This is a genomic window from Fictibacillus sp. EA-CB0309, from assembly GCF_055814265.1.
The window spans coordinates 1,894,057-1,920,329 of sequence record NZ_CP169271.1; the positions used below are offsets into that span (position 1 = coordinate 1,894,057).

Genomic DNA, 26,273 nt, shown 5'->3' on the forward strand with positions numbered 1-26,273 from the left:
TGACTTGATCAGGAAAAAGGGAAGTGTCTACATGACGAAACCAGTCTTAGCTATAGTAGGAAGACCGAACGTAGGAAAATCTACTATTTTTAACAGAATTGCGGGAGATCGTATCTCTATTGTTGAAGATATGCCAGGAGTAACACGTGACCGTATTTACAGTTCAGCAGAATGGCTGAATACCGAATTCAACCTTATCGATACAGGCGGAATTGAAATTAGTGATGCACCATTTATGAGTCAGATGAAAGAACAAGCAGAACTTGCTATTGAAGAAGCAGATGTTATTCTCTTTTTAGTTGATGGCATGAACGGAATTACAGCTGCCGATGAAGAAGTAGCTAAAATGTTGTTCCGTTCAAAAAAGCCTGTTGTATTAGGTGTAAATAAGATTGATAACCCTGAACGTAAAGAGCTGCTGTATGAGTTTTATAGTCTAGGGATGGGTGAGCCGATCGGCGTATCAGGAACACACGGTATTGGACTTGGAGATCTTTTAGATCAAGTAGTAAGCCATTTCCCTGAAACGGTTGTAGAAGAAAAAGAAGACGACACGATTTATTTTTCATTAATAGGCAGACCGAACGTAGGGAAATCTTCACTAGTAAACGCCATTCTTGGTAAAGAACGCGTTATTGTGAGTAACATTGCAGGAACGACGAGAGATGCGATCGATTCCAGCTTTGAACGTGAAGATCAGAAATATGTGATCATTGATACAGCAGGAATGCGCAAACGTGGAAAAGTGTACGAAACGACTGAGAAATACAGCGTTATGCGTGCGATGAAAGCGATCGAACGTTCCGATGTTGTCCTTATGGTTATCGATGCGGAAGAAGGAATCATTGAACAGGATAAAAAAGTTGCTGGTTTCGCACATGAAGCCGGTAAAGCTGTCGTGATTGTTGTAAACAAATGGGATGCTGTTGAAAAAGATGATAAAACGATGCAAAAGTTTGAGCAGAAGATTCGTGATCATTTCCTTTACTTATCATATGCACCGATCGTTTTCGTATCGGCAAAAACGAAGCAGCGTCTTCATCAGCTATATCCTGTAATTAATCAAGTTGCAGAAAATCACTCGCTCAGAGTTCAGACAAATATCTTGAACGAAGTAATCATGGATGCAGTAGCCATGAACCCAGCACCAATGGATAACGGAAAGAGATTAAAAATCAACTATGCAACACAAGTGGCTTCAAAACCACCAACTTTTGTAATCTTTGTTAACGATCCAGAGCTTTTCCACTTTTCTTATAAGCGTTTCCTGGAGAACAGAATACGTGAAACATTTGGTTTTGTTGGAACGCCGATCAAAATCTTTGCTAGAAAGAAAAATGATTAAGGTTTCATGATGACGATCGTTCTCTTCGTTTTCTCCTACTTTACAGGATGTATCAGCTTTAGTTACTTGCTGACAAAAGTTTTGAGAAATGAAGATATCAGAAATCATGGCAGTGGTAACGCAGGTGCTACAAACACGTTACGAGTACTCGGGAAAGGTCCTGCGATAGCTGTCCTGCTATTAGATTGCTTTAAAGGTGTATTGGTCGTATCAGCCGTTTTTGGTTTACAGATTCTCCTGTACTAGCTGTTTTGTGCGGTTTAATGGCTGTTATTGGTCACAACTATCCCGTCTTTTACGGATTTAAAGGCGGGAAAGGAGTGGCTACGGCAATCGGTGTGTTTGCTGCTGTTGCATTTTTACCTTCTTTAATAGCAGGTGTGATTGCAATCATAACGATTTGGGTTTCCAGGTTTGTTTCATTGGGTTCTATCGTTTTTTAGTATTATCTCCGTTTTTTATGCTGTATCAATTTAACTTGCCTATTGAAGCTGTCTTGGCAAGCTTCTGTATTTCGATCGTTTCGATATGGAAACATCGAGAAAATATGGCTAGGATCTGGAGAGGAAACGAACGCAAAATTTAATAGTGGAGTGTGACATGTATGGATAATGTTGCTGTTTTAGGTGCTGGGAGCTGGGGGACCGCTCTTGCCATCGTATTAGCTGACAATGGTCATGATGTCCGTTTGTGGGGCCGTAGAGAAGAACAAGTTGTTGAAATCAACAAAGAACATCGCAATGAAAAGTATCTTCCAGGAGTAGTGCTGCCTGAAAATATAAAAGCGACCACTCAATTGGAGGAATGCGTGAAAGATGCAGATACAATCGTACTTGTTACGCCTACAAAAGCAATGAGAGACGTATTGAATCTTTTAAAAAATAATCTTGCATCTCCTGTTACTATTGTACATGCTTCAAAAGGAATCGAACCTGGTACATATAAACGAATTTCTGAAATTATTGAAGAAGAACTGCCTGAGTCTGTTCTTGAATCGGTTGTGGTTCTTTCCGGACCTAGCCATGCAGAAGAAGTTTCTTTAAGGCAGCCAACTACCGTTACCGTGTCTTCTACAAATATGAAAGCTGCAGAAAGAGTTCAAGATCTTTTTATCAACCAAAACTTCCGCGTGTATACGAATCCCGATGTTATTGGTGTTGAACTTGGCGGTGCTTTAAAAAATATTATCGCTTTAGGTGCAGGTCTTTCTGATGGTCTAGGATACGGAGATAACGCAAAGGCGGCGTTAATCACGAGAGGTTTAGCGGAGATTGCTCGCCTTGGCACACATATGGGTGCAAACCCGCTTACATTCTCAGGTCTTACGGGGATTGGAGACTTAATCGTGACTTGTACGAGTGTACATAGCCGTAACTGGCGTGCTGGCAATATGCTTGGAAAAGGAATGCAGCTTGATGATGTGCTACAGAACATGGGTATGGTTGTAGAGGGTGTTAGAACGACTCAAGCCGCATATGAACTAAGTAAGCGGGAACAAGTTGAAATGCCGATTACACAAGTATTATACGATGTTTTGTTTAACAATAAGGGTGCTAAACAAGCTGTCGATGATCTCATGCAGCGTACGAGAACACATGAAGTCGAGGATGTATCTTCTTTAAAGAGTTAGTCAAGCATGATATGGGCGAATGTCTAAAATATTTTAGGCAATCGCCTTTTTTTCTTTCACGCTTCTTTTTTACTTGCATAGGATAGGGGTGAAAAGGAAGTGGGAGGAGGACTTCAGGTGGAACGTGAACAACAATTTTTTGATAAGATCGAGAAGAAAACAAGTGTAAAAAAGGATGATATTTTTAAACTTGCCCAATCCGTAAGTGGCTCTAATCTTCGCGACGAGCGCACGATTCGAATGCTGATTTCCCAAGTATCTTCTATGGCTGGGGTAGCCGTTACGAAACAAAAAGAAGATCAGATCGTTCAAGCTGTTCTTAACAACAACATCCCTCTAGACCTGGCGACATTATCCAAGATGTTTGATGGTAAGTAGAAGAAAGCTTAAAAATAAACGTTAAGAAGCACCTAAATCATGGAAGTGTTCATACAGTGCAGGAAGTATTTAGTCGAACACCTGGTCATTAGCCGGGTGTTTTTTTGTTTAGGATCCTCGCCCACCTGTGTACCGTTGTTGGTTTACAGGTTCACAACCATGAAAATAAATGGGGGAAATGCAGTTGTTCCTAGAGTGTTTAAGTAACTGAATGTAAAGATGGGACGAGCTGTAAGAAAAAGAATTACGAAAAAGCAGTAAAGCAGGGGCTTGGGTGTGCGAACGAATGTGGTTGGTGCGTGAACGTATTAAAAAAACACATACCGTAAACGGGAACTAAAATTAAGTCGAAAAGGTGATCTCCGTTGCTTGATGCTCCGAACGAGGAGGGTGCGGTCGGAAAGAATCTCCTGTCTTAAATGAAATTATCTTAAAACGGTACACGTTCCTGAAAAAGTAAAGGAAACAACAAGAAATATGCTATAATGTACGCTGTGGACAAGGAGGATACATATGAGTGAAGGTTTATTGAAAATGTGGGTGGCGTTGTCTGCCATCGGTTTAATGTTTATTGCTGTTTTTTCTATCATGTTCAGCCGTTCAAAGTTATCAGGTATATTTCAGACTGTTGTTTCGTTATTCGCCTGGATCTGCATGATTGTAGCAGGTATTCTTATCATAATCGTTGTATTCAGCGGACCTGTTCAAGGGTAAAGGAGGAAATCAAGATGTCAAAGAAATGGTGGATTCCTCTATGTCTAATCGTGTTAACTCTTTCTGGGTGTTTATATCCCGAAGAACGAAAAACTCAAAATCGAGCTCCTTATCAGGATCAGATTACAGCGGTTCAGCAAGCCGTTGAAAGTTTTCAGAAAGATACAGGTGTGCTGCCAATTAAAACGAAAGATGCGGATACCGATATCTATCAAAAATATTTGATTGATTTTAATAAATTAGTTCCTAGATATATGCAGGAGCCGCCCGGAAATTCTTTTGAAAAGGGTGGAACCTTTCAATACGTTTTAATCGATGTGGAGACGAAGCCGACGGTTAAGCTCGTTGATCTTGTTTTAACAGATAAGGTTCAGGATGTTCAGGTCGCACTAAACATCTATATGGCAGAACATCAGTACCCGCCGTTCAAAAAGATAGAGGCACAGGGCAGACACACACTTGATTATAAAAAGTTAGGCTTTAAAGAAGACCCTTACGTTACAAGTCCGTTTACTGGAAAAAAACTGCCTTTGATGGTTAATGCGGATGCAAAGATTTTTATAGATTATAGAAAAGATCTAAAATCAGCAATCTCAAGCTACTCGAACGAATTAGATAAGCATGAAGATATCCGTCATTTGTTAGCGATTCATTCGTTTTTTGTGCCTGTCTATTCGGTTCCTTATACAGTTGAAAACAATCAGCCTGTTTTTTTAATAAAATAGGCATGAACTCTCCCTTTTTCTAATACATTCATAGAAAAGGCGGAGAGATTTTTTTGGAAATCCTTTTAACGAAACAAGCTTTATAGTTTCATCGGTAGGCACTGTAGTGCGCCCTCCCGTTTTTATGGAACTATACAACAGAGAAAAGCGAGGATCCAATAAAAATTTCCGTTCCTTTGTCATAATCAATAGGACAAAATCATACGATATATTGTCCAAGACTAGCATCCGGAACTTTATTTGGATCGGGAGGGAAACGAATGGAAAAAATCGATATTTTCAAAGATATCGCCGAAAGGACGGGCGGAGATATCTACTTAGGCGTAGTAGGAGCAGTAAGAACGGGTAAGTCCACTTTTATCAAGAAATTTATGGAGCTTGTGGTGCTGCCAAACATTGAAAACGAAGCAGAACGTCAACGTGCTCAGGATGAGTTACCGCAGAGTGCAGCTGGACGCACCATTATGACCACTGAACCCAAATTTGTTCCAAACAACGCGGTAAGAATCAACGTAGGTGATGGGCTTGATGTTAACATCCGCCTGGTAGACTCTGTAGGTTATGCAGTACCAAGTGCTAAAGGGTACGAAGATGAAAACGGCCCTAGAATGATTCATACTCCTTGGTATGATGAGCCGATTCCGTTCCATGAAGCGGCAGAGATCGGCACAAGAAAAGTAATCCAAGAGCACTCTACATTAGGAGTGGTCGTCACAACGGATGGATCAATCGGAGAAATTCCAAGATATGATTATGTGGAATCAGAAGAGCGTGTTGTAGAAGAGTTAAAAGAAGTTGGAAAGCCGTTTATTATGCTGATCAACTCCACACAACCGCATCACCCAGATACACAGAAGCTGCGTAATGAGCTTTGTGAAAAATACGATATACCCGTACTCGCAATGAGTGTTGAAAGTATGACAGAGCATGATATCAACAATGTACTCAGAGAAGCATTATACGAGTTTCCGGTGCTTGAGGTCAATGTGAATCTTCCTAGCTGGGTCATGGTGCTTCGTGAAAACCATTGGCTGCGTGAAAGCTATGAAGAAGCAGTAAGAGAAACGGTTCAGGATATTAAGCGTCTTCGTGATGTGGATAAAGTGGTCGGGTTCTTTGCAGACTATGACTTTATTGACGACGCGAGACTAGCAGGAATTGAAATGGGTCAAGGGATTGCAGAGATTGATCTCTTTGCACCAGACTACCTGTACGACCAGATTTTAAAAGAAGTGGTTGGGGTGGAGATCCGTGGGAAAGACCATTTGCTTCAGTTAATGCAAGAGTTTGCATACGCTAAAACGGAGTATGATCAAGTAGCAGACGCCTTAAGAATGGTGAAGCAAACAGGTTATGGAATTGCAGCGCCAGCCATCACAGATATGAGTCTTGATGAGCCAGAAATCATCCGACAAGGATCAAGATTTGGCGTAAGGCTGAAAGCGATTGCTCCATCTATTCATATGATTAAAGTAGATGTAGAATCAGAGTTCGCACCAATAATTGGTACGGAAAAACAAAGTGAAGAGATGCTCAGATATTTGATGCAAGACTTTGAAGAAGATCCGCTATCAATCTGGAATTCCGATATCTTTGGAAGATCGCTTAATTCTATCGTAAGAGAAGGAATTCAAGGCAAGATTTCACTAATGCCGGAGAATGCTAGATATAAATTAAAAGAGACGCTTGAACGCATTATTAATGAAGGATCAGGCGGATTAATTGCCATTATTTTATAACGTTGGGACTCCTATAACCGGGAGTCTTTTTTTTGCTTTGGCTGTTTCCGTATTATTTTTGTAAGTGGTTGAAATTCATGACTACCAAAACTAATTAAACAAGTGAGAACACTTCTTGTATTTATGCTTTCATGGTAAAAATAGCACAATTGTCCTGCCGGAGAGGAGAGACTTTTTACCTCGTTGGATGGTTCTTTTTGTAAAAAAGGTCAAAAAATAAGGAATTTTAAGGGTTGAATCGCGAAAAACGGCTAAAAAAGATTGAATTTCTGTATGTAATCGTATAATATTAGGCTTGTTACAGATTAAATTAGTAAAATCCTGTATATTACATATAAAATTAATACTGTACGAAAATATTTCATGACCGATATAAGGTGAGGAAATCCTTGAGAGGAGGTGAATGGAATGAACAAGACTGATCTAATTAATGCGGTATCTGAGCAAGCTGAGCTTTCTAAGAAGGATGCATCTAAAGCAGTTGACGCTGTTTTCGAAGCAATCACTGGTACTCTACAAAGCGGTGATAAGGTACAACTTATCGGATTTGGTAACTTTGAAGTACGTGAGCGTGCGGCTCGTAAAGGACGCAACCCACAAACTGGTCAAGAGATCGAAATCTCTGCTAGCAAAGTTCCTGCTTTCAAACCAGGGAAAGCCCTTAAGGACGCTGTTAAATAATTGATACATAGGGCAACTTAAAAGACCGTGAATTTTTTCACGGTCTTTTTTCTATGCCTTAACTTTAAATAAGCTGTAAATGTATTCGTCTTCCTTCAACTTCGGATTACTCACAAACGAAACTTTAACTCCCATGGTGTAAGGGGTTTCTCCTTTTGCTATTCTTCTTTCAGTATGCTAAAATTTTTCTATTGTGTTATTGGAATTGGAGGACAAAAAGCGTGGCAGAAGTTCAAAAAGAGAAAATTGAAACAGCAGTTAAAATGATTTTAGAAGCTATTGGTGAAGACCCTGAGCGAGAGGGATTAATAGATACACCAAAACGAGTGGCAAAAATGTACGAAGAAGTGTTTCAAGGTTTAAACCAAGATCCCAAAGAACATTTTGCTACCATTTTTGGGGAAGATCATGAAGAATTAGTACTTGTAAAAGATATCCCTTTTTATTCAATGTGTGAGCATCATCTCGTCCCTTTCTTTGGGAAAGCGCATATCGGCTACATACCTAAGGGCGGAAAAGTGACAGGTTTAAGCAAGCTTGCTAGAGCGGTGGAGGCTGTTACGAAGCGCCCTCAGCTGCAAGAAAGAATTACTTCTACAATTGCAAACAGCTTACTCGAGACATTGGAACCTCATGGGGTAATCGTTGTTATTGAAGCAGAGCATATGTGTATGACTATGCGAGGTGTTAAGAAACCTGGTTCTATGACAGTAACTTCAGCGGTTCGAGGCGTTTTTGAAAAAGATCCAGCTGCTCGTGCAGAAGTATTGAGTTTAATCCGAAACTAAAGGAGAATAACCCATGAAATCAGAATTTGATTTTTTCGTAATAAAAGCAAAAGAAAATGGTGTGAATGTAATTGGGTTAACACGTGGTACGGAAACAAGATTTCATCATTCTGAAAAACTTGATAAAGGTGAAGTGATGATCGCACAGTTTACAGAACATACTTCAGCAGTAAAAGTTAGAGGGAAAGCTGTTATCTATACGAAACACGGAGAAGTAGATACAGAATCGTAAGGAATTACTGGCGGTAATGTCGCCGATAAGATGCGCTAGGCCATAAGCCTAGTTTTCTTTATGTCTTTTAAAGAGGTTGAAACCTTACATTATTGGCGACTATGGTATAATAAGAAAGCACAATTTTGCTGTGTCATTGGAGGGATTTGATGAACACCATGGAACAAATTCAACGCTTAAAACAGCATACACTTTTATTGATGCAGCACAGCTATGTGGAACGTTATATTCAACCTCCAGTCTTTAGTGAATCAAAGGTATTTATCACGTACTGTCTGCTCCGTGAACTTGAGCTTGATGAGGCTGTAGAAGCAGAATATTTTAGTTCGATTCTTTTAATTCAGTCTGCATTAGACCGCCATGATGATATCTTGGACGAAAATATTACCGTCAACAAGAAGAAACGGCAGCTTGTTGTTTTATCTGGCGACTATTTCAGCAGTCTATACTATCTTCTGTTAGCTCGTTGTGAAAACTTAAATTTGATCTCACAATTATCGAGTGCTGTGCAGAGTATTAACGAACATAAAGCAAATCTGCATAAACAAGACAAGCTGCTTAATGGAAGTGTAGAATACTTGAAAAACGTTCAGAGAATCGAAAGTCTATTATTTACAAAAGCAGCAGAGTCATTTGGTCTGCATACATATATCCCTTTTATTGAACGTTATCTTCTTGTGTCTCGTTATCAGAATACAGAAATGAGAAGACAGTTAAGCGAAGAACAATTGAACTATTTGAAAACGTGTGAAAAAGAATTGAAAAATAAAGATGTTGAAATGCCCCTCATGTTTCATAGAGAAGGGTACAGCATCGAAACTAGCAGTGAAAATGACTTAATGTTAGGAGAGGGTTAATCCGATGTTGAGCAAAGAAGAACGGGTTCACTCTGTATTTGAAAAGATCTCTGATCAGTATGACTATATGAACGATTTAATCTCATTTAAACAACATAATAAATGGCGCAATGATACGATGAAGCGCATGAAAGTACTACCTGAAATCATTGTTTGGACGTTTGCTGCGGAACGGGAGAATGGACATTTGCTCTTGCTGAAGCGGTTGGGACAAAGGGTAAAGTCATCGGCTTAGACTTTAGTCAAAACATGCTAAACGTTGGAATAGAAAAGCTGAAAAAACGCCAGTCTCCACAAGTGAGTTTTATTCATGGGAATGCAATGGAGCTGCCGTTCGAAGATCATACATTTGATTTTGTAACAATCGGATTTGGACTTAGAAACGTCCCTGATTACCTTCAGACGCTTAAAGAGATGGCTCGGGTTGTAAAGCCAGGCGGGAGAGTAGTGTGTCTTGAAACTTCCCATCCGACTGTCCCTGTATTTAAACAACTCTTTAAATTTTATTTTACGTACATCATGCCTGTATTCGGTAAATTATTTGCTAAAAGCTATCAAGAATACGCATGGCTTCAAGAATCAACAGAAGCGTTTTTAACAAAAGAAGAACTGAAAGAATTATTTAAAGAAGCAGGTTTGTCTAACGTTGAAGTCAAATCGTATGCACTAGGTGCTGCCGCCATGCATACTGGGAAAAAACAGCAATAGAAGAGAGCGTTGCAGTGTGTGGAATAAATTTAAAATAATTTTAGAAATGATTAAGTTTGAACATACCATCTTTGCTTTGCCATTTGCTTATTTAGGTGCAATCATGGGAAACATTGTTGAAGAAGGCACTATGCCATCACTAGTCGAATGGTTATGGATCACACTTGCCATGGTTGGTGCTAGGAGTTCTGCGATGGCACTTAACCGTGCGATAGATTCAGAGATTGATGGAGCGAATCCAAGAACGAAAACACGGGCCATTCCGGCAAAGCTGTTAAAAAGAGGCGAAGTATTTATATTTATAGCAGCTTCACTAGCACTTTTGTTCGTTAGTGCCTATCAACTGAATCCTCTATCAGTGAAACTGCTGCCGTTGGCTGTCTTTTTCTTGTTATCTATTCGTATACAAAGCGATTTACTTATTTATGCCATATTGTTTTAGGTATAACAATCGCGATTGCACCTCTTGGAGGATGGGTTGGTGCAACGGGAACATTGAGTCAAGAAGCGATTTTGTTATTTTTGGGTGTTTTGTTTTGGACAGCAGGATTTGACGTGATCTATGCGACACAAGATGCTGACTATGATAAGTCTCATGGTCTATACTCCATTCCTTCTGCGTTTGGTATCGCGAACGGATTGATGACAGCTAGATGGCTCCATGTTGCTAGTTTTATAGCTTTTATTTCATTAGGCGTAGTTTCAGAAATGGGCTGGATTTATTACCTTGGTGTTTTCATTTCAGGTGTGATCATGGTCTATGAGCATTCACTTGTTAAGCCGAATGACTTATCAAAGCTCGATGTAGCATTCTTTACGATGAACGGTATCTTGAGTGTCGTTATGTTTATCTTTTCAATAGGGGATCTTTTATTATGAAGACATTTACAATAGGAATTACAGGAGCGAGTGGCGCGGTATACGGCGTAAGACTTGCACAGGAAATTTTAAAAAGCGGGCACAAAGTACATCTTGTTGTAACAGAAGCGGGATGGCAAGTGTTTAGAGAAGAGTTATTGTGGGATACAGAGAATCGTGAAGGGTGTATTGAGGAATATTTTGCTTCATATGGCAAAGAACGTTTTCATTACCACACATTGCGTGACTTTAATGCACCGATCGCCAGTGGATCATACCAGAACGATGGGATGGTTATCATTCCTTGTTCTATGGGAACTCTCTCTGGTATTGCACATGGTGCTTCTGGCAATCTATTAGAACGCACTGCTGATGTTATGCTGAAAGAGAGCCGTAAACTCATATTAGTGCCTAGAGAAACACCTCTTCATAAAATACATCTTGAAAACATGTTAAAAGTAACCGAGGCCGGTGGGAAAATCGTTCCTGCTATGCCAGGTTTTTATCACCTTCCTAAGTCCATGGACGACCTCGTAAACTTTTTAGTAGGAAAAGTTTTGGACAACTTAGGTGTACATCACGAATTGTTTACTCGCTGGGGAGACTGATAGATTATGAACATCGGGGAAATCAGCTATACGAACATCATACCTCTCTATTATTATTTGGATAGAGAACGTCTGATGGATCAAGGTGTAACGATTACACATGCTGTTCCGTCAAGAATAAATGCCTTAATGGAGAACCAGTTAGTAGATATCGGAGGCATTTCTTCCTTTTCTTTCGGAAAGAATGCCGATCGTTACAGTCTTGTTCCAGATCTTTCTGTGTCTTCTTACGGAAGAGTGAACTCTATCTTTTTATTTTCTAAACACAAAATCGAGGACTTGAGCGGTAAAAAGATCGCGTTAACTTCGAGCTCAGAAACATCTGTTGCACTGTTAAAGATTATTTTAGATCGCTTTTATTCTGTTGAAGTTTCATATCAAGTGGAAACCCCTCATTTTGAAAGGATGCTTGAGAATTACGATGCTTGTCTTCTTATTGGCGATGATGCGATCTCAGCATACCGAAAAAGAGGTTCATATCACGTTTATGATCTTGGGGAGATTTGGTTCCAACAAACAGGGCTTCCTATGATTTTTGCCGTAATGGCTTATCGCGATGAAATGGAAACAGAAAAGGGCTCGCTTCTTTCGTATGTTGGAAAAAGTATGATCGAGAGCAAAGAACGCTGCCAAAGAGAAAATTTTGTTCCCGTCATAGAACGAGTGCTATCAGAGCATGGAGGGACTTTTCAGTTCTGGGAATCTTATTTTAATGGATTAAATTATCAGTTTAGTGGCGAACATGAAAAGGGACTCAACCTTTATTTTCAGCTAACTGTAGAGTGCGGATTGTTAAAGACAATGCCCTCTATCTTAAAGTATTCGTATAAGTAACGGGCGATAGGGTGAAACAAAAGTGAAGTTAAAGGACTTATACTCATTTCTAAAAAAAGATTTGCAGCAAATTGAAGATCAGCTAGTACAATCCGTTCGTTCTGATCAAACATTGATTCATACGGCTGGTGTTGAACTGTTAAAAGCAGGGGAAAGAGAATTCGCCCTGTATTTGTCCTGCTATCCGCTCAGTTTGGGACATATAACATTCAGCAGATCAAAAAGCCTGCTGCCGCGCTGGAATTGATTCATATGGCCTCATTGGTTCATGATGATGTAGTGGATGATGCCGATATGAGGCGGGGAAGAGAAACGGTCAAAGCAAAATATGATAATAAAATCGCCATGTATACAGGAGATTTTATTTTTGCATCCGCTTTGAAACTCATGTCAGAAATTGATATTCCGCGTGCTCATCAGATTCTTGCACAAGGTATGAAAGAGATGTGCCTTGGCGAGATCGAGCAGATTAACGAACAGTACGATACTGATCAAAATGTAAGAAAGTATTTCAAACGTATAAAAAGAAAAACAGCTCTTTTGATTGCGTTGAGCTGTCAGTTAGGTGCCATCACTTCAAAGGCGGACGTCTCACTGCAGAAGAAATTATATGAATTTGGCTTTTGTGTAGGCATGGCCTTCCAAATTACAGATGATATTTTAGATTTTACAGCATCTGAGAAACAGTTAGGCAAACCAGCAGGAAGTGACCTGAGACAAGGGAACTTGACGCTGCCTGTACTGTTCACTATGCATCAGTATCCTGAGATCAAAGAAAAATTAAATGTGTATTACGAAACAAAAGATGCTTCTTTGCTCGCTGAACTTCTTAAAGATATTAAACGTCTTGGCGGTATTGAATACGCAACGGAGATTTCTGATAAATATTTAAAGCGTGCAAAACTAGCTGCTGCTTCCTTACCTGAAACGGATGCTAGGGATAGTCTGTTAAAAGTAGCAGATTATATCGCTGGTCGAAAATTTTGAGTGATTGCTAATTTTTAAAATTTTTGGTACGATTTCTCTGGGGAACTTGTCCCACATATACATAGATGATAGGAGAGGGAATGCATGGAAAAAACGTTTTTAATGGTAAAACCTGATGGTGTTCAACGTGCGTTAATCGGAGAAATCGTATCCCGTTTTGAGAAGAAAGGTTTTCAGCTTGTCGGTGCTAAGCTAATGAACATTACTGAAGATCTTGCAAAAGAACATTATGGTGAGCACAAAGAGCGTCCGTTCTTCGGAGAACTTGTTGATTTTATTACTTCCGGTCCAGTATTTGCTATGGTTTGGGAAGGTAAAGACGTTATTTTAACAGCTCGTAACATGATGGGTAAAACAAACCCAGCTGACGCTGCTCCTGGTTCAATCCGCGGAGACTATGCTGTACAAGTTAGCAACAACATTATTCATGGTTCTGACTCTGCTGAAAGCGCTGTCCGTGAAATCGGCCTTTTCTTCAAAGAAGAAGAACTTGTGTCATACGATAAAGCAGTTGCGGTTTGGATTTAATTTTATAACAAAATGAAAGCGTTTTAGCCGGCCGTTGTGCCGGTTTTTTAGTTTTTAACCTGTTAGATACAGAAGGATTTCAGTTTGATGAGGTCTTCTGATTATTAAAGCCACGTTGTAGTTCTAGTTACATCGTGCAATAAAGTCTTTTGGCGATTCCGCTCTATTAAAATCAACTGCACTAGCATGGATTTAGTTGGAACGAAGAAAAGAGGCTGAAAAATGGTCTAGGAGGTAGAAAAATGAAGGAGAGAAGCTGGATTTGAGATTGTAAGTAAATGAATTCTCGTTATTAAAACAAAATATTGCTTCTCATATGTAGTTTTAACCTCTTATATTAAGAATCCTGGATTAATCCCGCGAGTTATTGCAATAATCCCGCGAGTTGTAGTTATATATCGGCGAGTCGACATCATCAGACATAATTCAGCAAATCGAAAACTAATAGATTTTAAAAGTGCCACCACTTAACGCAACAATTTAAAATAAAATCCGATACTATACATATATAGATTAAATTTGCATGGCAGTGAATTGGAGAGAGACATATGGATCGCGACTATGAAAGCTTTAAACAGAGCATATATGATCAAACAGGAATAGATCTTTCATTGTATAAGGAAGCACAAATGAAGCGCAGACTCATTGCGCTGCGCGATAAACGTTCGTTCGAGACGTTTTCTGATTATTTTCGTGCACTCACAAAAGATCCGGAGCTGCTTATTGAGTTTTTAGACCGGATGACGATTAACGTTTCTGAATTTTACCGTAACCCAGCTAGGTGGGATGTGCTCGAGAAAAAATCATTCCTTTGTTAGTAGAAGAAAGGCCATCATTAAAAGTATGGAGCGCAGCCTGCTCCACAGGAGAAGAGCCTTATAGTTTGTCGATGATGTTATCTGATTTCAAAAAAACTTGTTAAGATTTTCAATACTTGCCACAGACTTAGATCAACAGGTGTTAGAGCAAGCTAAAAAAGGGTTTTATTTCGAAAAAGCAATCAAAGATGTACCGAACGATAAAAAAGCACGACATACTACCAAAGAGGAACTCGGAATAAGAGTTTCAGAATCGATTAAAAAGCACGTAACCTTTAAAAAACAGAACTTGCTTTCAGATCGTTTTGAATCAGACTTCGATTTAATCGTTTGCAGAAATGTGATGATCTATTTCACTGAGGAAGCAAAGACCGTGCTTTATCAAAAGTTTAGTAAAGCGCTTCGAAAAGGCGGTTTCTTGTTTGTAGGAAGTACAGAACAGATCTTCAATCCGGGTCTATACGACCTGGAATCTGTAGAACCATTCTTTTATCGTAAACTTAGTTAAACGGAAATCTTACCGTACAAATCGGTTGACAGATTTGCAACAATGGTTTATTGTAACTGATAAGTTTAGAGCAAATAGTTTAGAGTAATTAGTTTAGAGTTTAGAGCCTAGTTGAGACAAGTTGAGAGAGTTTGAGTGGAGCAGAGCCGAGAATGGATATGTACATATGCCATGCGGATTATTTCTGCATGGCTTTTTTGTATGGTTTATATGAAAAACGTACATGTTCCTGTAAAGATCGACCTCTTAAATCCTCCTCATTCTCCGTATTAAACGGAGGTGCAGATATGATTATATCCTTTCCGAGTCCTCCTTGAACGTTATTGTTTGCGGCCATAACAAATAAAACGTTTAAAGGGGTGTTCATATGATTTCAAATATCATTCAAAAAATAATGAAACACGAAACATTAACTGAAAATGAAGCTTTTTATTTTATGGAGAACCTGGCGAAGGGTGATGTAACAGACGCTCAAGCGAGCTCTGTATTAAGCATTATGAGCTTTCGGGGTGAGACGGTAGAAGAAATCGTAGGTTTTGTAAAAGCCATCAGAAAGCTTTCGAGGGCAGCAGATTCTTCCTTTCATCAAGATCTTATGGATACTTGCGGTACAGGTGGAGATGGTGCTTCGACCTTTAATATCTCTACAGCTGTTAGTATCATATTAGCTTCTCTAGGGATAAAAGTTGCAAAACACGGCAATAAAGCAGTCACGTCAAAGAGCGGCAGTTCGGATGTACTAGAAGCATTAGGTATTCAAGCGGCAAGTAATCACTATGAAGCGAACTCACAATTAATCAAACACGACATTGCTTTTTTACATGCGCCATATTTTCATCCGGCACTTAAAAAAGTGGCTTCTTTACGGCAACAGCTTCCATTTCGAACGATTTTTAATTCGATAGGACCTTTATTGAACCCAATGTCACCCGCCTATCAGCTTATTGGAGCAAGCAATGAAAAGGTAGCTATGAAGCTTGCAGAAGTGATTAAAGTGTTAGGCATCAAACGAGCGCTGGTCGTTACAGGCAAAGAAGGGCTGGATGAATGTTCGATAACAGGTGAAACGTGTATGTTTTTAGTTGAAAACGATACAGTAACTGACTTTATCTATACACCAGAAGATGCTGGGTTAAAACGAGGATTATTAAGTGAGTTAACAGTTAAAAACAAGCAAGAAAGTGCGGAACTCATACGATCGATTCTGCAGGGTGCTGGAAATGAATCAGCAAGAAACATCGTAATATTAAATGCAGCAGCAGCTCTTTATGCATCCAGACGGGTCTCAAGTATTCGATACGGTGTTGAGATAATAAAACAATGCTTACAAACGAAAGCTGCTTTTTATCATCTTCAAGAAATGACGAAACGAGAGGCGAATGCACATGTTAACTAAAATTTTAGAGCAAAAAGAAAGAGAAATTGCGGTTCTGCCTCCATTCAATAAAGGAGAGCTGGACTATCGAGATAAAGATCATCGGCCGTTTGCATCTCAAATTGCAAACTCATTTAACAAACCAGCGCTGATTGCCGAAGTGAAAAAAGCTTCACCTTCAAAAGGTGTGATTAAGGAAAACTTTGATCCGGTAGACATCGCCGTTCAGTATGAAAAAGCGGGGGCTTCCTGTTTGTCTGTCTTAACAGATACAGAGTTCTTCCAAGGAAACCTTCAATATTTGAATGACATACGAAATCATGTGTCACTTCCATTGTTAAGGAAGGATTTTATTATTGACGAAAAGCAGGTCGTTGAAAGCGTTGAAAACGGAGCAGATGCGATCTTGCTAATTGCGGCATGTTTGACACGTAAGCAATTACAGAATCTTCATGCTTTCGCAACGGAATGCGGATTAGAGTGTTTAGTAGAAGTTCATTCCAAAGAAGAAATAGAACAAGTCTATGATGTTTGTAATCCTGCGATGATTGGAATTAACAATCGTGATTTAAAGACGTTTGCCACGGTTATTCAGCACACGTTTTCCCTTCTTCCATCGATTAAGAAAGAAACGCTTGTGATTAGCGAAAGCGGCATTAAAACGGCTAGAGATGTGAAAAGTCTTTTGAATCACGATGTGAACGGAATGTTGATCGGTGAGACATTGATGAGAGCTGAATCCATAGAAAACAAGATCAAAGAGCTTTATCATGACTGTTCAAATTAAATATTGCGGCTGTCAGTCAGAAGAGGATTACAGATTATTAATAAACACAAATGCTGCCTTGATCGGTTTCATCTTTGCGGAGAGTAAAAGGAAAGTAAATCCAACTGACGTGAAGGGCTGGATTAAGAAATACGGAAAACCGAAACAGCTCGTCGGAGTATTTCAAAATGCTTCAATGAAAGAAATAATGGATGTGAAGAGTAAAGCACCTATAGATATCATTCAGTGCCATGGAGTTGAAACGGTAGAAATGATTGAAGTATTGAAGAAACGATTCAACAAGAAAATCTATAAAGCACTGCCTTATCGTAAACAAATTCTTGAAGACATTGAAAATTACAGTCATGCTGCTGATGCAATTATCGTAGACAGCGTATCAAAAGGACAGTTCGGCGGGACAGGCGTTCCTTTTTCGTGGAAAGACGTTCCGATAATGATGAAAAAAGCTGAACAGCAAGGTATACCTTGTTTCATAGCAGGAGGAATTACGCCTGACAATGTTTCTTTACTGCTGCAGAATAATCCCCACGGAATCGATCTAAGCGGCGGTATAGAGGAAAACGGGAAAAAAGCGTGAAACGAATAAAACAGTTAGAAAGGATGATGAATTTATGACAACGGCTAATGTACCTGATCATCGAGGGAGATACGGTGTATTCGGCGGAAAATACGTCCCTGAGACGATTATGTTTGCACTTGAAGAGCTTGAGACAGCTTTTGATGAAGCGATGAATGATAAAGAATTTAATGATCTGTTTCAAAAAGAACTTGCAATCTATTCTGGAAGACCAACACCACTAACAAGAGCAGATCGGCTAAGTGAGGCCATTGGCGGTGCGTCCATCTTTTTAAAAGAGAAGATCTTAATCATACAGGAGCTCATAAAATCAACAACGCCATCGGCCAGGCACTTCTTGCTGTAAGAATGGGCAAGAAGAAGATTATCGCTGAAACAGGAGCGGGCCAGCATGGTGTTGCAGCAGCGACAGTCGCAGCTAAATACGGATTGTCTTGTAAAGTGTATATGGGAAAAGAAGATATACGAAGACAAGCTTTAAATGTGTTTCGCATGAAGCTTCTTGGAGCAGAAGTGATCGAAGTAACTAGCGGAAGTCAAACGCTAAAAGATGCAACGAACGAAGCGATCAGAGAATGGGTAGCTTCAGTAGAAGACACGTTCTATTTGATCGGTTCTGCAGTCGGTCCGTATCCTTATCCTAAAATGGTAAAACAGTTTCAGCAGGTGATCGGTCATGAAACAGAAAGTCAGTTTACTCAAGCACATGATGGCAAACTACCTGATGCTGTCGTAGCTTGTGTAGGCGGGGGAGTAATGCGATCGGGATGTTTGCGCCTTTTATTGAGAAAGATGTTCCGTTGTATGGTGTAGAGGCAGCTGGTCTTGGAGTAGATACGGATCAACATGCTGCAACTCTATCCAAAGGATCGAATGGTGTTATTCATGGTTCACTGACGAAACTGCTTCAAACAAGTGAAGGGCAGATTACAGAACCCTATTCCATCTCAGCAGGTCTTGATTATCCTGGAATCGGCCCAGAACATGCTTATCTTCATGAAACAGAAAGAGTAAAATATGAAGCTGTAACAGATAAAGAAGCTTTAGAAGCGTTAAAGCTTTTGTGTGTAAATGAAGGTATTCTATGTGCTTTAGAGAGTGCTCATGCTGTTGCGTATAGTTTAAAGCTCGCTAAATCTATGAACAAAGATCAAGCTGTAGTTGTATGTTTGTCAGGACGAGGCGACAAAGATGTTCATACACTTATGGATCACGCAGAAGGAGGCGAATAAAGAATGAACAAAAGATGGGAAGTCTTTCAGGATTCTTCAGACTATCGCTTTGTGCCCTACATCATGGCTGGTGACCCAAGTGAAGAAGTCACCATTGAATTGTCATTAGCTCTAGAAGAATGCGGTGCGGCTGCACTAGAACTTGGAGTTCCTTACTCCGATCCTTTAGCGGATGGTCCTGTCATTCAAAGAGCGGGTATGCGCGGTCTTGCCCAAAAAGTTAATCTTGAAAAGACAATAGCGCTTGTTTCAAAGCTTCGTGAAAGAGGATTAACGATTCCAGTTATTATCTTTACTTATTATAATCTTTTGTTACAATTAGGAGAAAATCGCTTCCTGAAGTTAGCAGAAGAAAACGGTGTGGACGGTATTCTCGTTCCTGATCTGCCGTATGAGGAAAGCGGCTATTTGCAAGAAATGTGTTCACAGCATAACCTTGCTCTTATTTCGCTGGTATCACCAACAACACGTGAAGAAAAGCTAGTGAAGCTCTCAAAAGAGGCAGAAGGCTTTTTGTATTGCATATCATCATTGGGCGTTACCGGAATACGAAGCGAGTTTAGGGATGGTTTGGACGAATTCTTGCGAGCCGCAAAAGCAAACAGCAACGTTCCCGTCTTGGTAGGGTTCGGACTGTCACAGAGAGAACAAATCCAACAGTTTGAAGGAAGTAGTGATGGGTTTATCGTAGGCAGTGCGATCGTCAAAAAGATTGAGGAACTTGAAGGAGAGCTGCTAACTAACAGGAGGAAGCGATCAAAATGTTTAAATCGTATATTGAATCATTGCTGCCTGTCTATAGTCGTTAAAAAGGAGTGGGAAAATGCAGCCGAAACAGCAGTTGTTATCTTTAAAACCTTACAAACCAGGTAAACCAGTAGAAGAAGTTAAGCGAGAATTAGGTCTTGAGAAGATTGTAAAGCTTGCATCAAACGAGAACCCCTATGGATGTTCTGCTTCTGCAAAAGAAAAAATAGCCGAAGAGCTTTCAAGCCTTCATGTTTATCCAGATGGATACTCAGCAGAACTTAGAGAGAAGCTTGCAAACCATCTTCAAGTGAACCAAGATCAGCTCATCTTTGGTAACGGATCTGATGAGGTCGTACAAATTCTGTGCAGAGCTTATTTATCACCTGAAACGAATACCGTAATGGCGGCTCCGACTTTCCCTCAATACAGACATAATGCTGTTATTGAAGGAGCAGACGTGAGAGAAGTTCAGTTGGTAGAAGGAAACCATGATCTAGATGCCATGCTAGAGGCAATTGATAATGATACGAAAATTGTATGGCTTTGCAATCCGAACAATCCGACTGGAAACTATATTCCTGAAGCTGAGTTTGTAAGTTTTATGAAAAAGGTGCCACAAAACGTTATTGTTGTAAGTGACGAAGCTTATTTTGAATATGTTTCAGCTGCTGATTATCCAAATACAGTAGATTACTTAAATGATTTTTCGAATCTAGTAATTTTAAGAACCTTCTCTAAAGCGCATGGTCTTGCAGCGCTACGGATTGGTTATGGAATCGCTGCAGCACCGATCATCCAGTCCATTGAACCTGCAAGAGAACCCTTTAATACATCTCGCATCGCACAAGCGGCAGCAATTGGAGCGCTTGATGATGAAGGATTTATTAAGGAGTGCAAAGCGAAAAATAGAGAAGGATTAGAACTTTTTATGCATTCTGTAATCAAAAAGGGCTGCTATATTATCCTTCTGAAGCAAATTTTATTTTGCTGGACGTTCAGTCAGATGCAGATGAAGCGTTTGATTATTTATTGAGAAAAGGATATATCGTACGCTCAGGAAATGCCCTTGGTTTTCCCACTATGATTCGAATCACAATTGGCGAAGAAGAACAAAACCAAGAAATTATTGAACATTTAGGAACGTATATTGATTCGCTTGTACAAAAAGTAAATAAATAAACAAATAGCCCGGGTCCATTGTCACAGAACTCGGGCTATTTTCATAATTTTCAAAAAAGTGTTGCATTTTAAATAAGCTCTATTTATAATGAATGTAATATGGTTTCTCTCCACTCCTATCCATATTATACTTTCCTGACAGCGCTTACATGTCAGGACTTTTTTTGTTTTCATTATTTTTTCTCACATAAATCTCCCGTTTCTATCATAGCTTGTCTTAAAGAGAAAAAAGGAGGCGAGCTATGCGATATATTATTGAGCGCCCGCTGCAATCGCTCGGTACAGATACTGTTCTTTCCTATCTAGTAGACTCTCAAAAAATCTCCTACGTCTCACAGGGCCCTCTAAGAATGAATGTTATGAAGATGTCCATGCAAGGTTTAAAGATGATACCCGGGCATATCAGTCCTCTAATGTCATTAAATAGATTGCCTATCGAAACGGTAAAGCAGCGACTTGTTGAGAGAGTTCGAAGCGGTACGACTACATTATTAACATCTGCGGAGATTAACTACTTGCATGAAGCAGAAACAGAGTTAAAACGAACACGCCATCTTCTTGTGTCTAGTTCAATCGATTATTGCATTGGTCTAAGCATGTCTCCAGAAAAAATTTCACCACAAATCATGAGCTTTTGCCGAAAGAAGAAAATTCCATTCATTCAGTTGATCTGTAAAGATTTTAAACAGTTAACACACGTAATTTGGGAAAGAATAAGAGAAACTACTTTTGATTATGGAACAGTCATTTTTCCTTCTTTCCCATCTCATATTGAAACAAAATTTAAAAAAACATGGCAAAGAAAATGGAATGAACTTGCAACTAAATTCCAAATTCCAACGCTTTTTAATGAATTAATTGAGGATGAACCACTACCATTACCAAGTTTAAAGATGCTTGGGATCTATCCGGTCAAAGGCGGCTTGTTTACAGGAAGTGATGCAGATTATTGCATCCTTGGCACCGATGGAGTGAATGAAACGTTAAAGAGTGTAATTGTAAGAGGAACAATCGTCTATTCAGAAAATGTTCCGGAAAGACAGCAAGGTTACGGGAAAGAAATTATCGTTATCAAGCCCCGTCGTTTTGGAGAATCTCTCGTTTCTCGTGTATAATAAGCACAAGAATACTAGGGGTAAGGGAGTTTTATCATTGAACGATATCCAAGATGCAATTAGGCTCGTAGAACACGGCGAAGTAGAAAAGGGCATGTCTTTATTAGATGAACTAAAACAAAAAGCAACAGATCCAGAAAAGTTTGAGATTGCAGAAGTGTATCTAAACTGGGGACATACATCAGAAGCAATGAGCCTTTTTAATGCACTTCTTGAAAAATATCCAGGTGACGGTGAGCTGCTTGTATCAGTAGCTGAATGCTGTCTGGACGAGGGAATGGATGAGAAAGCAATAGAATATTTAGACCAAGTAAATCAGAACGATGATGAATATTTAAGAGCACTTATCCTTCAAGCTGATCTGTATGAAAGTCTTGGATTGACCGAAGTAGCCGAGCGTAAGCTGACTGAGGCACACCAAAAGGACGAAAACCATCCCGTACTTTCTTACGCATTAGGTGATTTTTATTTGAGACAAGGTAAATTTGATTCAAGTTTGCCGCTTTTAAAGAAAGCAATGGAAGGAAATGCAGAAATTGAAGACTTGACGCTTAGATATGCAGAAGCATTGAGCCGTGCCGGGAAATTTGAAGAATCACTTCCTTTTTACAGAAAAGGCCTAGATCATCACAAAGATCTTTATAGCTTATTTGGCCATGGCGTTACTGCTTTTAAAGCAGGAGAATTTAAAGAGGCCATTTCGAGTTTAGAAGAGTTAAAAGATATGGACCCGGATTATACAACGCTCTATAGTGTACTATCCGAAGCTTACGAAGAAGAAGGTGCTTTGACAGAAGCTTATGAAGTTATATCAGAAGGATTAAAAAGAGATGAACATAACGAAAATATTTATTTGCAGGCTGCAAGGCTTGCATATAAGCTTCATAACCCTATTCAAGGGGAACAGTGGGTCAAACAAGCACTGGAACTAAACCCAACACGTATAGAACCATTATTGCGGTTAGGTGATCAATATATACGTGAAGAAAGATTTGAGGATCTTTTGAGTCTATACAAACCACTTGCTGAAACAAAAGAGGAGATTCCGCTCATGTATTGGCATCTTGCAACAGCCAATAAAGAAACAGAAAATTACAGTGAAGCAGCTAAGTGGTATGAAAAAGCGGCAGAACTTTTTCTGAAGACCCTGTTTTCTTAGAAGAACATGCCTATTTCCTTCTTGAGGAGGAGAGCAGGAAAAAGCGAAAATCATCTTCGTTAATCTGCTAAAACAAAATCCTGAACGGGTGGATATTGAAGACGTTTTAAATCGATTGGAAGAATTTTAAAACTTTCTGAAGCAAAGAAGGATTTTACAACCTGTGAGAGAATATAAATTATTAAACAAAAGACGTGTTTTTGAATGATGGGGGATTGCAATGAGCAGCACCGTTTCGGTCCTTGAAAAAAAGGATTTTATCAAATGGTTCCTTAATCATTATCAGTTAAAGAAGCGCGAATGTGTTTGGTTATTAAACTATTTAGTTAGTGATGACCAACTGATGGAGAAAGTACATTTTGTAGAGAAGGCTGAGTATTGTCCAAAGGCTATAATCATGTCCACTCAATGCACAGACGGGGTTCCTTTCCGTTTTTACAAACAAAATGTTCTAACGACTGATGCCGAAAAATCATTTCATGACATCCGCTTAAACCAAGAAGAAGAAATCTATCTCGAGCTCAATTTTAATGCATCACGGCTGACGCCAGAATATGCTTCGGTTTTAGAAGAAAATCCTCACTTGCCACAAAATATGTCAATGGACAAAAAATACGGCATTTGGGCGGAAATGGTTTTAGAGAAGTCGATCGAAACGTACCGTAAGAACGATATTATGTCCAAGATCGATGAAGCATTAGATCAGAAAGATTATGATAGTTTTACGAAATGGACCAATGAACTAAAAAACTTAGAAAAACAGCCGTCCTAGCAATGTAAAGGTGACTCTTTAAGGGTCGCCTTTTTTGTTTCTAAAGGTTTTTTATTGGCTGTTTTCGTAAACTTAGTTGTTTTTGTAAGTGGTTGATTTCCGTTCCAGGTGCTTCGCTTTCCGATGGGCAGGCGGTGAGCCACATTCGTACATTTCACTCTTAAGTGTCTCACCTGCCCGCCTGTCCCGCAGGGCAAGGAAGGCTAATGCAGCGACACATCGCACGAAGAAAATTTGAAGTTCAAGAGTCTCACACCTTGCACTCCAATCAACTGTCATAGATGAAATGAAGTTTGAAAGCAACAATCTTTTATAAAAAAACATTTTTTGACGAGCAGATAAATAATGTTGATAGATGCTCGTCCAGCAGCTATTTGCATGCTGGACGAGCGATTCCAAAGATTTACGAGCGATTCCAAAGATTTACGAGCGATTCCAAAGATTTACGAGCGATTCCAAAGATTTACGAGTGAACCGCCGAGATTTACGACTTCCATGCCCCCATCTCTTCTACACCCACCTCATTTTTTAAACCAATCCGTTTATGTTGAAAGAAATATGGTACGATAAAAGCAGTACATACCAAGTAAGGAGAACTTCATAAAATGAAATGGAAAACGAAAGACGCAGATGTATTCTTAAAGTCAGGAGAGTATGTGGACTCTCTCTTAATCCCATTAACACCTGTTAGTTTCACACAAGATTTTAAGTCTAGTGTCACGATGGCGGAGTATACAGAACTTCTTTGCGGAGAAATGGAACGCCAGCTTCATGGCAGATTGTTTTTAGCACCTAATTTTACATATGTAAAGAGTGAGCCGGCTATAGAAAGATTAACAAGTTTCATAGAACATGTTACAAATTCCGGACACTTTAAACACATCTTTTTGATGACCTCGGACGTATATTGGAAGGAATTCGAACAGCGTTTAAGTGGACAACTTTTTGGGTACCTGCACTGCCGCTGGATAGCATGGATGAAAACTATAAGCTTGAAGTTGTAAAAGAACAGGTAAAACCTTTATTTCAGCTCATTTTCAACGATTGGCAAAGAAGTATAAATTCGTAATATTTACCACATGTCATATTGACATTAAAAGACAACATAAGCTATCATGTTTATGTCCTAGTAATATGTGTGTAAAAGTCCGGATGGACCGTCATTTACAGCATAAGGGGGGAAAACAATGTCAAAGGAAGATATTTCAAGACGTCAGTTCTTAAACTACACATTAACTGGCGTTGGCGGATTTATGGCTGCCGGCATGCTTATGCCAATGGTCCGTTTCGCCCTTGATCCGATTTTAAAAGAGGGAACAGATCAAGAAATGGTAGCGGTTACGAGCATGGAAGAACTAGCGAACGAACCAAAGCGTTTCGATTTTAAAATCAAACAAAAAGATGGCTGGTACGAGTCTGATGTAACTCAATCTGCCTGGGTTTATAAAGCGAAGAATGGTGATGTTATCGCACTTTCTCCAATCTGTAAACATCTAGGTTGTACGGTAGACTGGAATACAGATCCATCGCACCCTAATCAGTTCTTCTGTCCTTGCCACTTAGGCCGTTATACGAAGGATGGAACAAACGTTAAGGGTACGGCACCTCTTGCACCGCTGGATGTATATGACAGTCAGGTGAAAGATGGAAAGCTTTATTTAGGAAAGGCAAAACCAAGAAAGGGGGCGTAATGAATGCTACAAAAGATTTATGACTGGGTAGATGAGCGCCTGGATATTACGCCGCTTTGGAGAGATGTTGCAGACCATGAAGTACCTGAACACGTAAACCCCGCACATCATTTTTCTGCGTTTGTTTACTGTTTCGGTGGACTAACCTTCTTCATCACGGTTATCCAAATTCTTTCAGGTATGTTCTTAACAATGTACTATGTGCCTGATATCGTGAATGCTTGGGAATCCGTATATTACCTGCAAAATGAAGTGGCATTTGGAGTTATTGTACGCGGAATGCACCACTGGGGCGCGAGCCTTGTTATCGTAATGATGTTTCTACATACATTGCGCGTATTTTTCCAGGGAGCTTATAAAAAGCCAAGAGAGTTAAACTGGGTTGTTGGAGTACTTATTTTCTTTGTTATGTTAGGTCTAGGTTTCACAGGTTATCTATTGCCTTGGGATATGAAAGCGCTATTCGCAACTAAAGTAGGGATTGAGATTGCTATGACAATTCCTGTAGTTGGTCCTATCGCTAAAACATTCCTTGCTGGTGGAGAAATTATCGGAGCACAGACGCTTACGCGATTCTTTGCGATTCACGTATTCTTCCTTCCTGCAGCATTGTTAGGTCTAATGGGTGCCCACTTCTTAATGATCCGTAAACAAGGTATTTCCGGACCGTTGTAAAAACAAACATAAGTTGAAAAGTT

25 protein-coding genes and 7 pseudogenes are annotated in these 26,273 nt (G+C 39.6%); 31 read left to right on the forward strand and 1 reads right to left on the reverse strand.

Annotated elements, in window-relative coordinates:
* Nucleotides 1–31: 31 nt before the first annotated feature.
* From der to ACEWFH_RS10685, 28 genes and pseudogenes are all read left to right on the forward strand, one after another.
* Nucleotides 32–1,345, forward strand: a complete 1,314-nt coding sequence (der, locus tag ACEWFH_RS10550) for a ribosome biogenesis GTPase Der (RefSeq protein ID WP_328084562.1) — start codon at nt 32–34, stop codon at nt 1,343–1,345.
* A 6-nt stretch (nt 1,346–1,351) separates the two neighbouring features.
* Nucleotides 1,352–1,591: a glycerol-3-phosphate acyltransferase gene (locus tag ACEWFH_RS10555; RefSeq protein ID WP_473727117.1), complete on the forward strand. Its 240-nt coding sequence runs from the start codon at nt 1,352–1,354 to the stop codon at nt 1,589–1,591.
* Nucleotides 1,592–1,608: 17 nt separating this feature from the next.
* The gene (locus tag ACEWFH_RS10560) at nt 1,609–1,788 is read left to right on the forward strand and encodes a glycerol-3-phosphate acyltransferase (protein ID WP_473727118.1); all 180 of its coding nucleotides are present in this window, start codon (nt 1,609–1,611) and stop codon (nt 1,786–1,788) included.
* Nucleotides 1,789–1,949: 161 nt separating this feature from the next.
* Nucleotides 1,950–2,975 carry an NAD(P)H-dependent glycerol-3-phosphate dehydrogenase gene (locus ACEWFH_RS10565; protein WP_473727119.1) on the forward strand — a complete coding sequence of 342 codons (1,026 nt, stop codon included), beginning with the start codon at nt 1,950–1,952 and terminating at the stop codon, nt 2,973–2,975.
* Between the two features lie 117 nt (nt 2,976–3,092).
* Nucleotides 3,093–3,353 (forward strand): stage VI sporulation protein F, encoded by a 261-nt coding sequence (locus ACEWFH_RS10570; protein WP_077364014.1) that lies wholly within the window; start codon nt 3,093–3,095, stop codon nt 3,351–3,353.
* 513 nt (nt 3,354–3,866) lie between these two features.
* Nucleotides 3,867–4,067, forward strand: a complete 201-nt coding sequence (locus ACEWFH_RS10575) for a DUF2768 domain-containing protein (RefSeq protein WP_066241886.1) — start codon at nt 3,867–3,869, stop codon at nt 4,065–4,067.
* 14 nt (nt 4,068–4,081) lie between these two features.
* Nucleotides 4,082–4,792, forward strand: a complete 711-nt coding sequence (locus ACEWFH_RS10580; RefSeq protein WP_473727120.1) for a hypothetical protein — start codon at nt 4,082–4,084, stop codon at nt 4,790–4,792.
* Between the two features lie 260 nt (nt 4,793–5,052).
* Nucleotides 5,053–6,531 carry a stage IV sporulation protein A gene (spoIVA, locus tag ACEWFH_RS10585; protein WP_066241881.1) on the forward strand — a complete coding sequence of 493 codons (1,479 nt, stop codon included), beginning with the start codon at nt 5,053–5,055 and terminating at the stop codon, nt 6,529–6,531.
* 408 nt (nt 6,532–6,939) lie between these two features.
* Nucleotides 6,940–7,212 (forward strand): HU family DNA-binding protein, encoded by a 273-nt coding sequence (locus ACEWFH_RS10590; protein WP_066241877.1) that lies wholly within the window; start codon nt 6,940–6,942, stop codon nt 7,210–7,212.
* Nucleotides 7,213–7,433: 221 nt separating this feature from the next.
* The gene (gene folE, locus ACEWFH_RS10595; protein ID WP_289495307.1) at nt 7,434–8,000 is read left to right on the forward strand and encodes a GTP cyclohydrolase I FolE; all 567 of its coding nucleotides are present in this window, start codon (nt 7,434–7,436) and stop codon (nt 7,998–8,000) included.
* A 13-nt stretch (nt 8,001–8,013) separates the two neighbouring features.
* On the forward strand, nt 8,014–8,232 hold the full coding sequence (gene mtrB, locus ACEWFH_RS10600; protein ID WP_066241872.1) for a trp RNA-binding attenuation protein MtrB: 219 nt from the start codon (nt 8,014–8,016) through the stop codon (nt 8,230–8,232).
* 149 nt (nt 8,233–8,381) lie between these two features.
* Complete coding sequence (locus ACEWFH_RS10605; RefSeq protein ID WP_473727121.1) at nt 8,382–9,089, forward strand: heptaprenyl diphosphate synthase component 1; 708 nt, start codon at nt 8,382–8,384, stop codon at nt 9,087–9,089.
* Nucleotides 9,090–9,093: 4 nt separating this feature from the next.
* Nucleotides 9,094–9,797, forward strand: a pseudogene (locus ACEWFH_RS10610) (demethylmenaquinone methyltransferase).
* Between the two features lie 130 nt (nt 9,798–9,927).
* Nucleotides 9,928–10,676: pseudogene (locus tag ACEWFH_RS10615) on the forward strand (UbiA-like polyprenyltransferase).
* Entirely contained in the window at nt 10,673–11,263 is a 591-nt protein-coding gene (locus tag ACEWFH_RS10620; protein ID WP_473727122.1) for a UbiX family flavin prenyltransferase, read from the forward strand. The pseudogene ACEWFH_RS10615 and the gene ACEWFH_RS10620 overlap by 4 nt, the downstream one beginning before the upstream one ends.
* A 6-nt stretch (nt 11,264–11,269) precedes the next feature.
* Nucleotides 11,270–12,097, forward strand: a complete 828-nt coding sequence (locus tag ACEWFH_RS10625; protein WP_473727123.1) for a menaquinone biosynthetic enzyme MqnA/MqnD family protein — start codon at nt 11,270–11,272, stop codon at nt 12,095–12,097.
* Nucleotides 12,098–12,119: 22 nt separating this feature from the next.
* Nucleotides 12,120–13,084: pseudogene (locus ACEWFH_RS10630) on the forward strand (polyprenyl synthetase family protein).
* Between the two features lie 84 nt (nt 13,085–13,168).
* Nucleotides 13,169–13,612 (forward strand): nucleoside-diphosphate kinase, encoded by a 444-nt coding sequence (gene ndk, locus ACEWFH_RS10635; protein ID WP_473727124.1) that lies wholly within the window; start codon nt 13,169–13,171, stop codon nt 13,610–13,612.
* 548 nt (nt 13,613–14,160) lie between these two features.
* A pseudogene (locus ACEWFH_RS10640) lies at nt 14,161–14,938 on the forward strand (CheR family methyltransferase).
* Nucleotides 14,939–15,305: 367 nt separating this feature from the next.
* Nucleotides 15,306–16,334 (forward strand): anthranilate phosphoribosyltransferase, encoded by a 1,029-nt coding sequence (gene trpD, locus ACEWFH_RS10645; protein WP_473727125.1) that lies wholly within the window; start codon nt 15,306–15,308, stop codon nt 16,332–16,334.
* Nucleotides 16,324–17,100, forward strand: coding sequence for an indole-3-glycerol phosphate synthase TrpC (gene trpC / locus ACEWFH_RS10650; protein ID WP_473727126.1), 777 nt, complete (start codon nt 16,324–16,326; stop codon nt 17,098–17,100). Before trpD ends, trpC begins: the two co-directional genes overlap by 11 nt.
* A complete protein-coding gene (locus ACEWFH_RS10655) occupies nt 17,084–17,677 on the forward strand; it encodes a phosphoribosylanthranilate isomerase (RefSeq protein WP_473727127.1) in 594 nt (197 codons plus the stop codon). The genes trpC and ACEWFH_RS10655 overlap by 17 nt, the downstream gene beginning before the upstream one ends.
* 34 nt (nt 17,678–17,711) lie before the next feature.
* Nucleotides 17,712–18,909: pseudogene (trpB, locus tag ACEWFH_RS10660) on the forward strand (tryptophan synthase subunit beta).
* 3 nt (nt 18,910–18,912) lie between these two features.
* Complete coding sequence (trpA, locus tag ACEWFH_RS10665; protein ID WP_473727128.1) at nt 18,913–19,782, forward strand: tryptophan synthase subunit alpha; 870 nt, start codon at nt 18,913–18,915, stop codon at nt 19,780–19,782.
* Nucleotides 19,733–20,838 (forward strand): annotated as a pseudogene (gene hisC, locus ACEWFH_RS10670) (histidinol-phosphate transaminase). Before trpA ends, hisC begins: the two are co-directional and overlap by 50 nt.
* Before the next feature lie 242 nt (nt 20,839–21,080).
* On the forward strand, nt 21,081–21,953 hold the full coding sequence (locus ACEWFH_RS10675; RefSeq protein WP_473727129.1) for a hypothetical protein: 873 nt from the start codon (nt 21,081–21,083) through the stop codon (nt 21,951–21,953).
* Nucleotides 21,954–21,990: 37 nt separating this feature from the next.
* Entirely contained in the window at nt 21,991–23,112 is a 1,122-nt protein-coding gene (locus ACEWFH_RS10680) for a tetratricopeptide repeat protein (RefSeq protein ID WP_473727130.1), read from the forward strand.
* A gap of 220 nt (nt 23,113–23,332) precedes the next feature.
* On the forward strand, nt 23,333–23,884 hold the full coding sequence (locus ACEWFH_RS10685) for a ReoY family proteolytic degradation factor (RefSeq protein ID WP_473727131.1): 552 nt from the start codon (nt 23,333–23,335) through the stop codon (nt 23,882–23,884).
* Here the strand turns inward: ACEWFH_RS10685 and ACEWFH_RS10690 are convergent.
* The gene (locus tag ACEWFH_RS10690) at nt 23,881–24,057 is read right to left on the reverse strand and encodes a hypothetical protein (RefSeq protein ID WP_473727132.1); all 177 of its coding nucleotides are present in this window, start codon (nt 24,055–24,057) and stop codon (nt 23,881–23,883) included. The genes ACEWFH_RS10685 and ACEWFH_RS10690 overlap by 4 nt on opposite strands.
* 432 nt (nt 24,058–24,489) lie before the next feature.
* Between ACEWFH_RS10690 and ACEWFH_RS10695 the strand changes: the two are divergent.
* From ACEWFH_RS10695 to qcrB, 3 genes and pseudogenes are all read left to right on the forward strand, one after another.
* Nucleotides 24,490–24,953, forward strand: a pseudogene (locus ACEWFH_RS10695) (YpiF family protein).
* 118 nt (nt 24,954–25,071) lie between these two features.
* A complete protein-coding gene (locus ACEWFH_RS10700) occupies nt 25,072–25,575 on the forward strand; it encodes a Rieske 2Fe-2S domain-containing protein (protein WP_473727133.1) in 504 nt (167 codons plus the stop codon).
* A 3-nt stretch (nt 25,576–25,578) separates the two neighbouring features.
* Nucleotides 25,579–26,250, forward strand: coding sequence for a menaquinol-cytochrome c reductase cytochrome b subunit (gene qcrB / locus ACEWFH_RS10705; RefSeq protein ID WP_066241815.1), 672 nt, complete (start codon nt 25,579–25,581; stop codon nt 26,248–26,250).
* The last annotated feature ends 23 nt before the right edge of the window (nt 26,251–26,273 follow it).

What these genes read in the sequence shown, in the direction of transcription:
- ACEWFH_RS10590 (WP_066241877.1), top strand. Translation starts at nt 6,940, where the DNA reads ATGAACAAGACTGATCTAATTAATGCGGTATCTGAGCAAGCTGAGCTT.
- ACEWFH_RS10675 (WP_473727129.1), top strand. Translation starts at nt 21,081, where the DNA reads ATGCGATATATTATTGAGCGCCCGCTGCAATCGCTCGGTACAGATACT.
- ACEWFH_RS10620 (WP_473727122.1), top strand. Translation starts at nt 10,673, where the DNA reads ATGAAGACATTTACAATAGGAATTACAGGAGCGAGTGGCGCGGTATAC.
- mtrB (WP_066241872.1), top strand. Translation starts at nt 8,014, where the DNA reads ATGAAATCAGAATTTGATTTTTTCGTAATAAAAGCAAAAGAAAATGGT.
- ACEWFH_RS10625 (WP_473727123.1), top strand. Translation starts at nt 11,270, where the DNA reads ATGAACATCGGGGAAATCAGCTATACGAACATCATACCTCTCTATTAT.
- ndk (WP_473727124.1), top strand. Translation starts at nt 13,169, where the DNA reads ATGGAAAAAACGTTTTTAATGGTAAAACCTGATGGTGTTCAACGTGCG.
- ACEWFH_RS10685 (WP_473727131.1), top strand. Translation starts at nt 23,333, where the DNA reads ATGAGCAGCACCGTTTCGGTCCTTGAAAAAAAGGATTTTATCAAATGG.
- ACEWFH_RS10555 (WP_473727117.1), top strand. Translation starts at nt 1,352, where the DNA reads ATGATGACGATCGTTCTCTTCGTTTTCTCCTACTTTACAGGATGTATC.
- ACEWFH_RS10575 (WP_066241886.1), top strand. Translation starts at nt 3,867, where the DNA reads ATGAGTGAAGGTTTATTGAAAATGTGGGTGGCGTTGTCTGCCATCGGT.
- ACEWFH_RS10605 (WP_473727121.1), top strand. Translation starts at nt 8,382, where the DNA reads ATGAACACCATGGAACAAATTCAACGCTTAAAACAGCATACACTTTTA.
- der (WP_328084562.1), top strand. Translation starts at nt 32, where the DNA reads ATGACGAAACCAGTCTTAGCTATAGTAGGAAGACCGAACGTAGGAAAA.
- trpA (WP_473727128.1), top strand. Translation starts at nt 18,913, where the DNA reads ATGAACAAAAGATGGGAAGTCTTTCAGGATTCTTCAGACTATCGCTTT.
- ACEWFH_RS10700 (WP_473727133.1), top strand. Translation starts at nt 25,072, where the DNA reads ATGTCAAAGGAAGATATTTCAAGACGTCAGTTCTTAAACTACACATTA.
- ACEWFH_RS10580 (WP_473727120.1), top strand. Translation starts at nt 4,082, where the DNA reads ATGTCAAAGAAATGGTGGATTCCTCTATGTCTAATCGTGTTAACTCTT.
- ACEWFH_RS10565 (WP_473727119.1), top strand. Translation starts at nt 1,950, where the DNA reads ATGGATAATGTTGCTGTTTTAGGTGCTGGGAGCTGGGGGACCGCTCTT.
- qcrB (WP_066241815.1), top strand. Translation starts at nt 25,579, where the DNA reads ATGCTACAAAAGATTTATGACTGGGTAGATGAGCGCCTGGATATTACG.
- spoIVA (WP_066241881.1), top strand. Translation starts at nt 5,053, where the DNA reads ATGGAAAAAATCGATATTTTCAAAGATATCGCCGAAAGGACGGGCGGA.
- trpC (WP_473727126.1), top strand. Translation starts at nt 16,324, where the DNA reads ATGTTAACTAAAATTTTAGAGCAAAAAGAAAGAGAAATTGCGGTTCTG.
- ACEWFH_RS10655 (WP_473727127.1), top strand. Translation starts at nt 17,084, where the DNA reads ATGACTGTTCAAATTAAATATTGCGGCTGTCAGTCAGAAGAGGATTAC.
- trpD (WP_473727125.1), top strand. Translation starts at nt 15,306, where the DNA reads ATGATTTCAAATATCATTCAAAAAATAATGAAACACGAAACATTAACT.
- ACEWFH_RS10560 (WP_473727118.1), top strand. Translation starts at nt 1,609, where the DNA reads ATGGCTGTTATTGGTCACAACTATCCCGTCTTTTACGGATTTAAAGGC.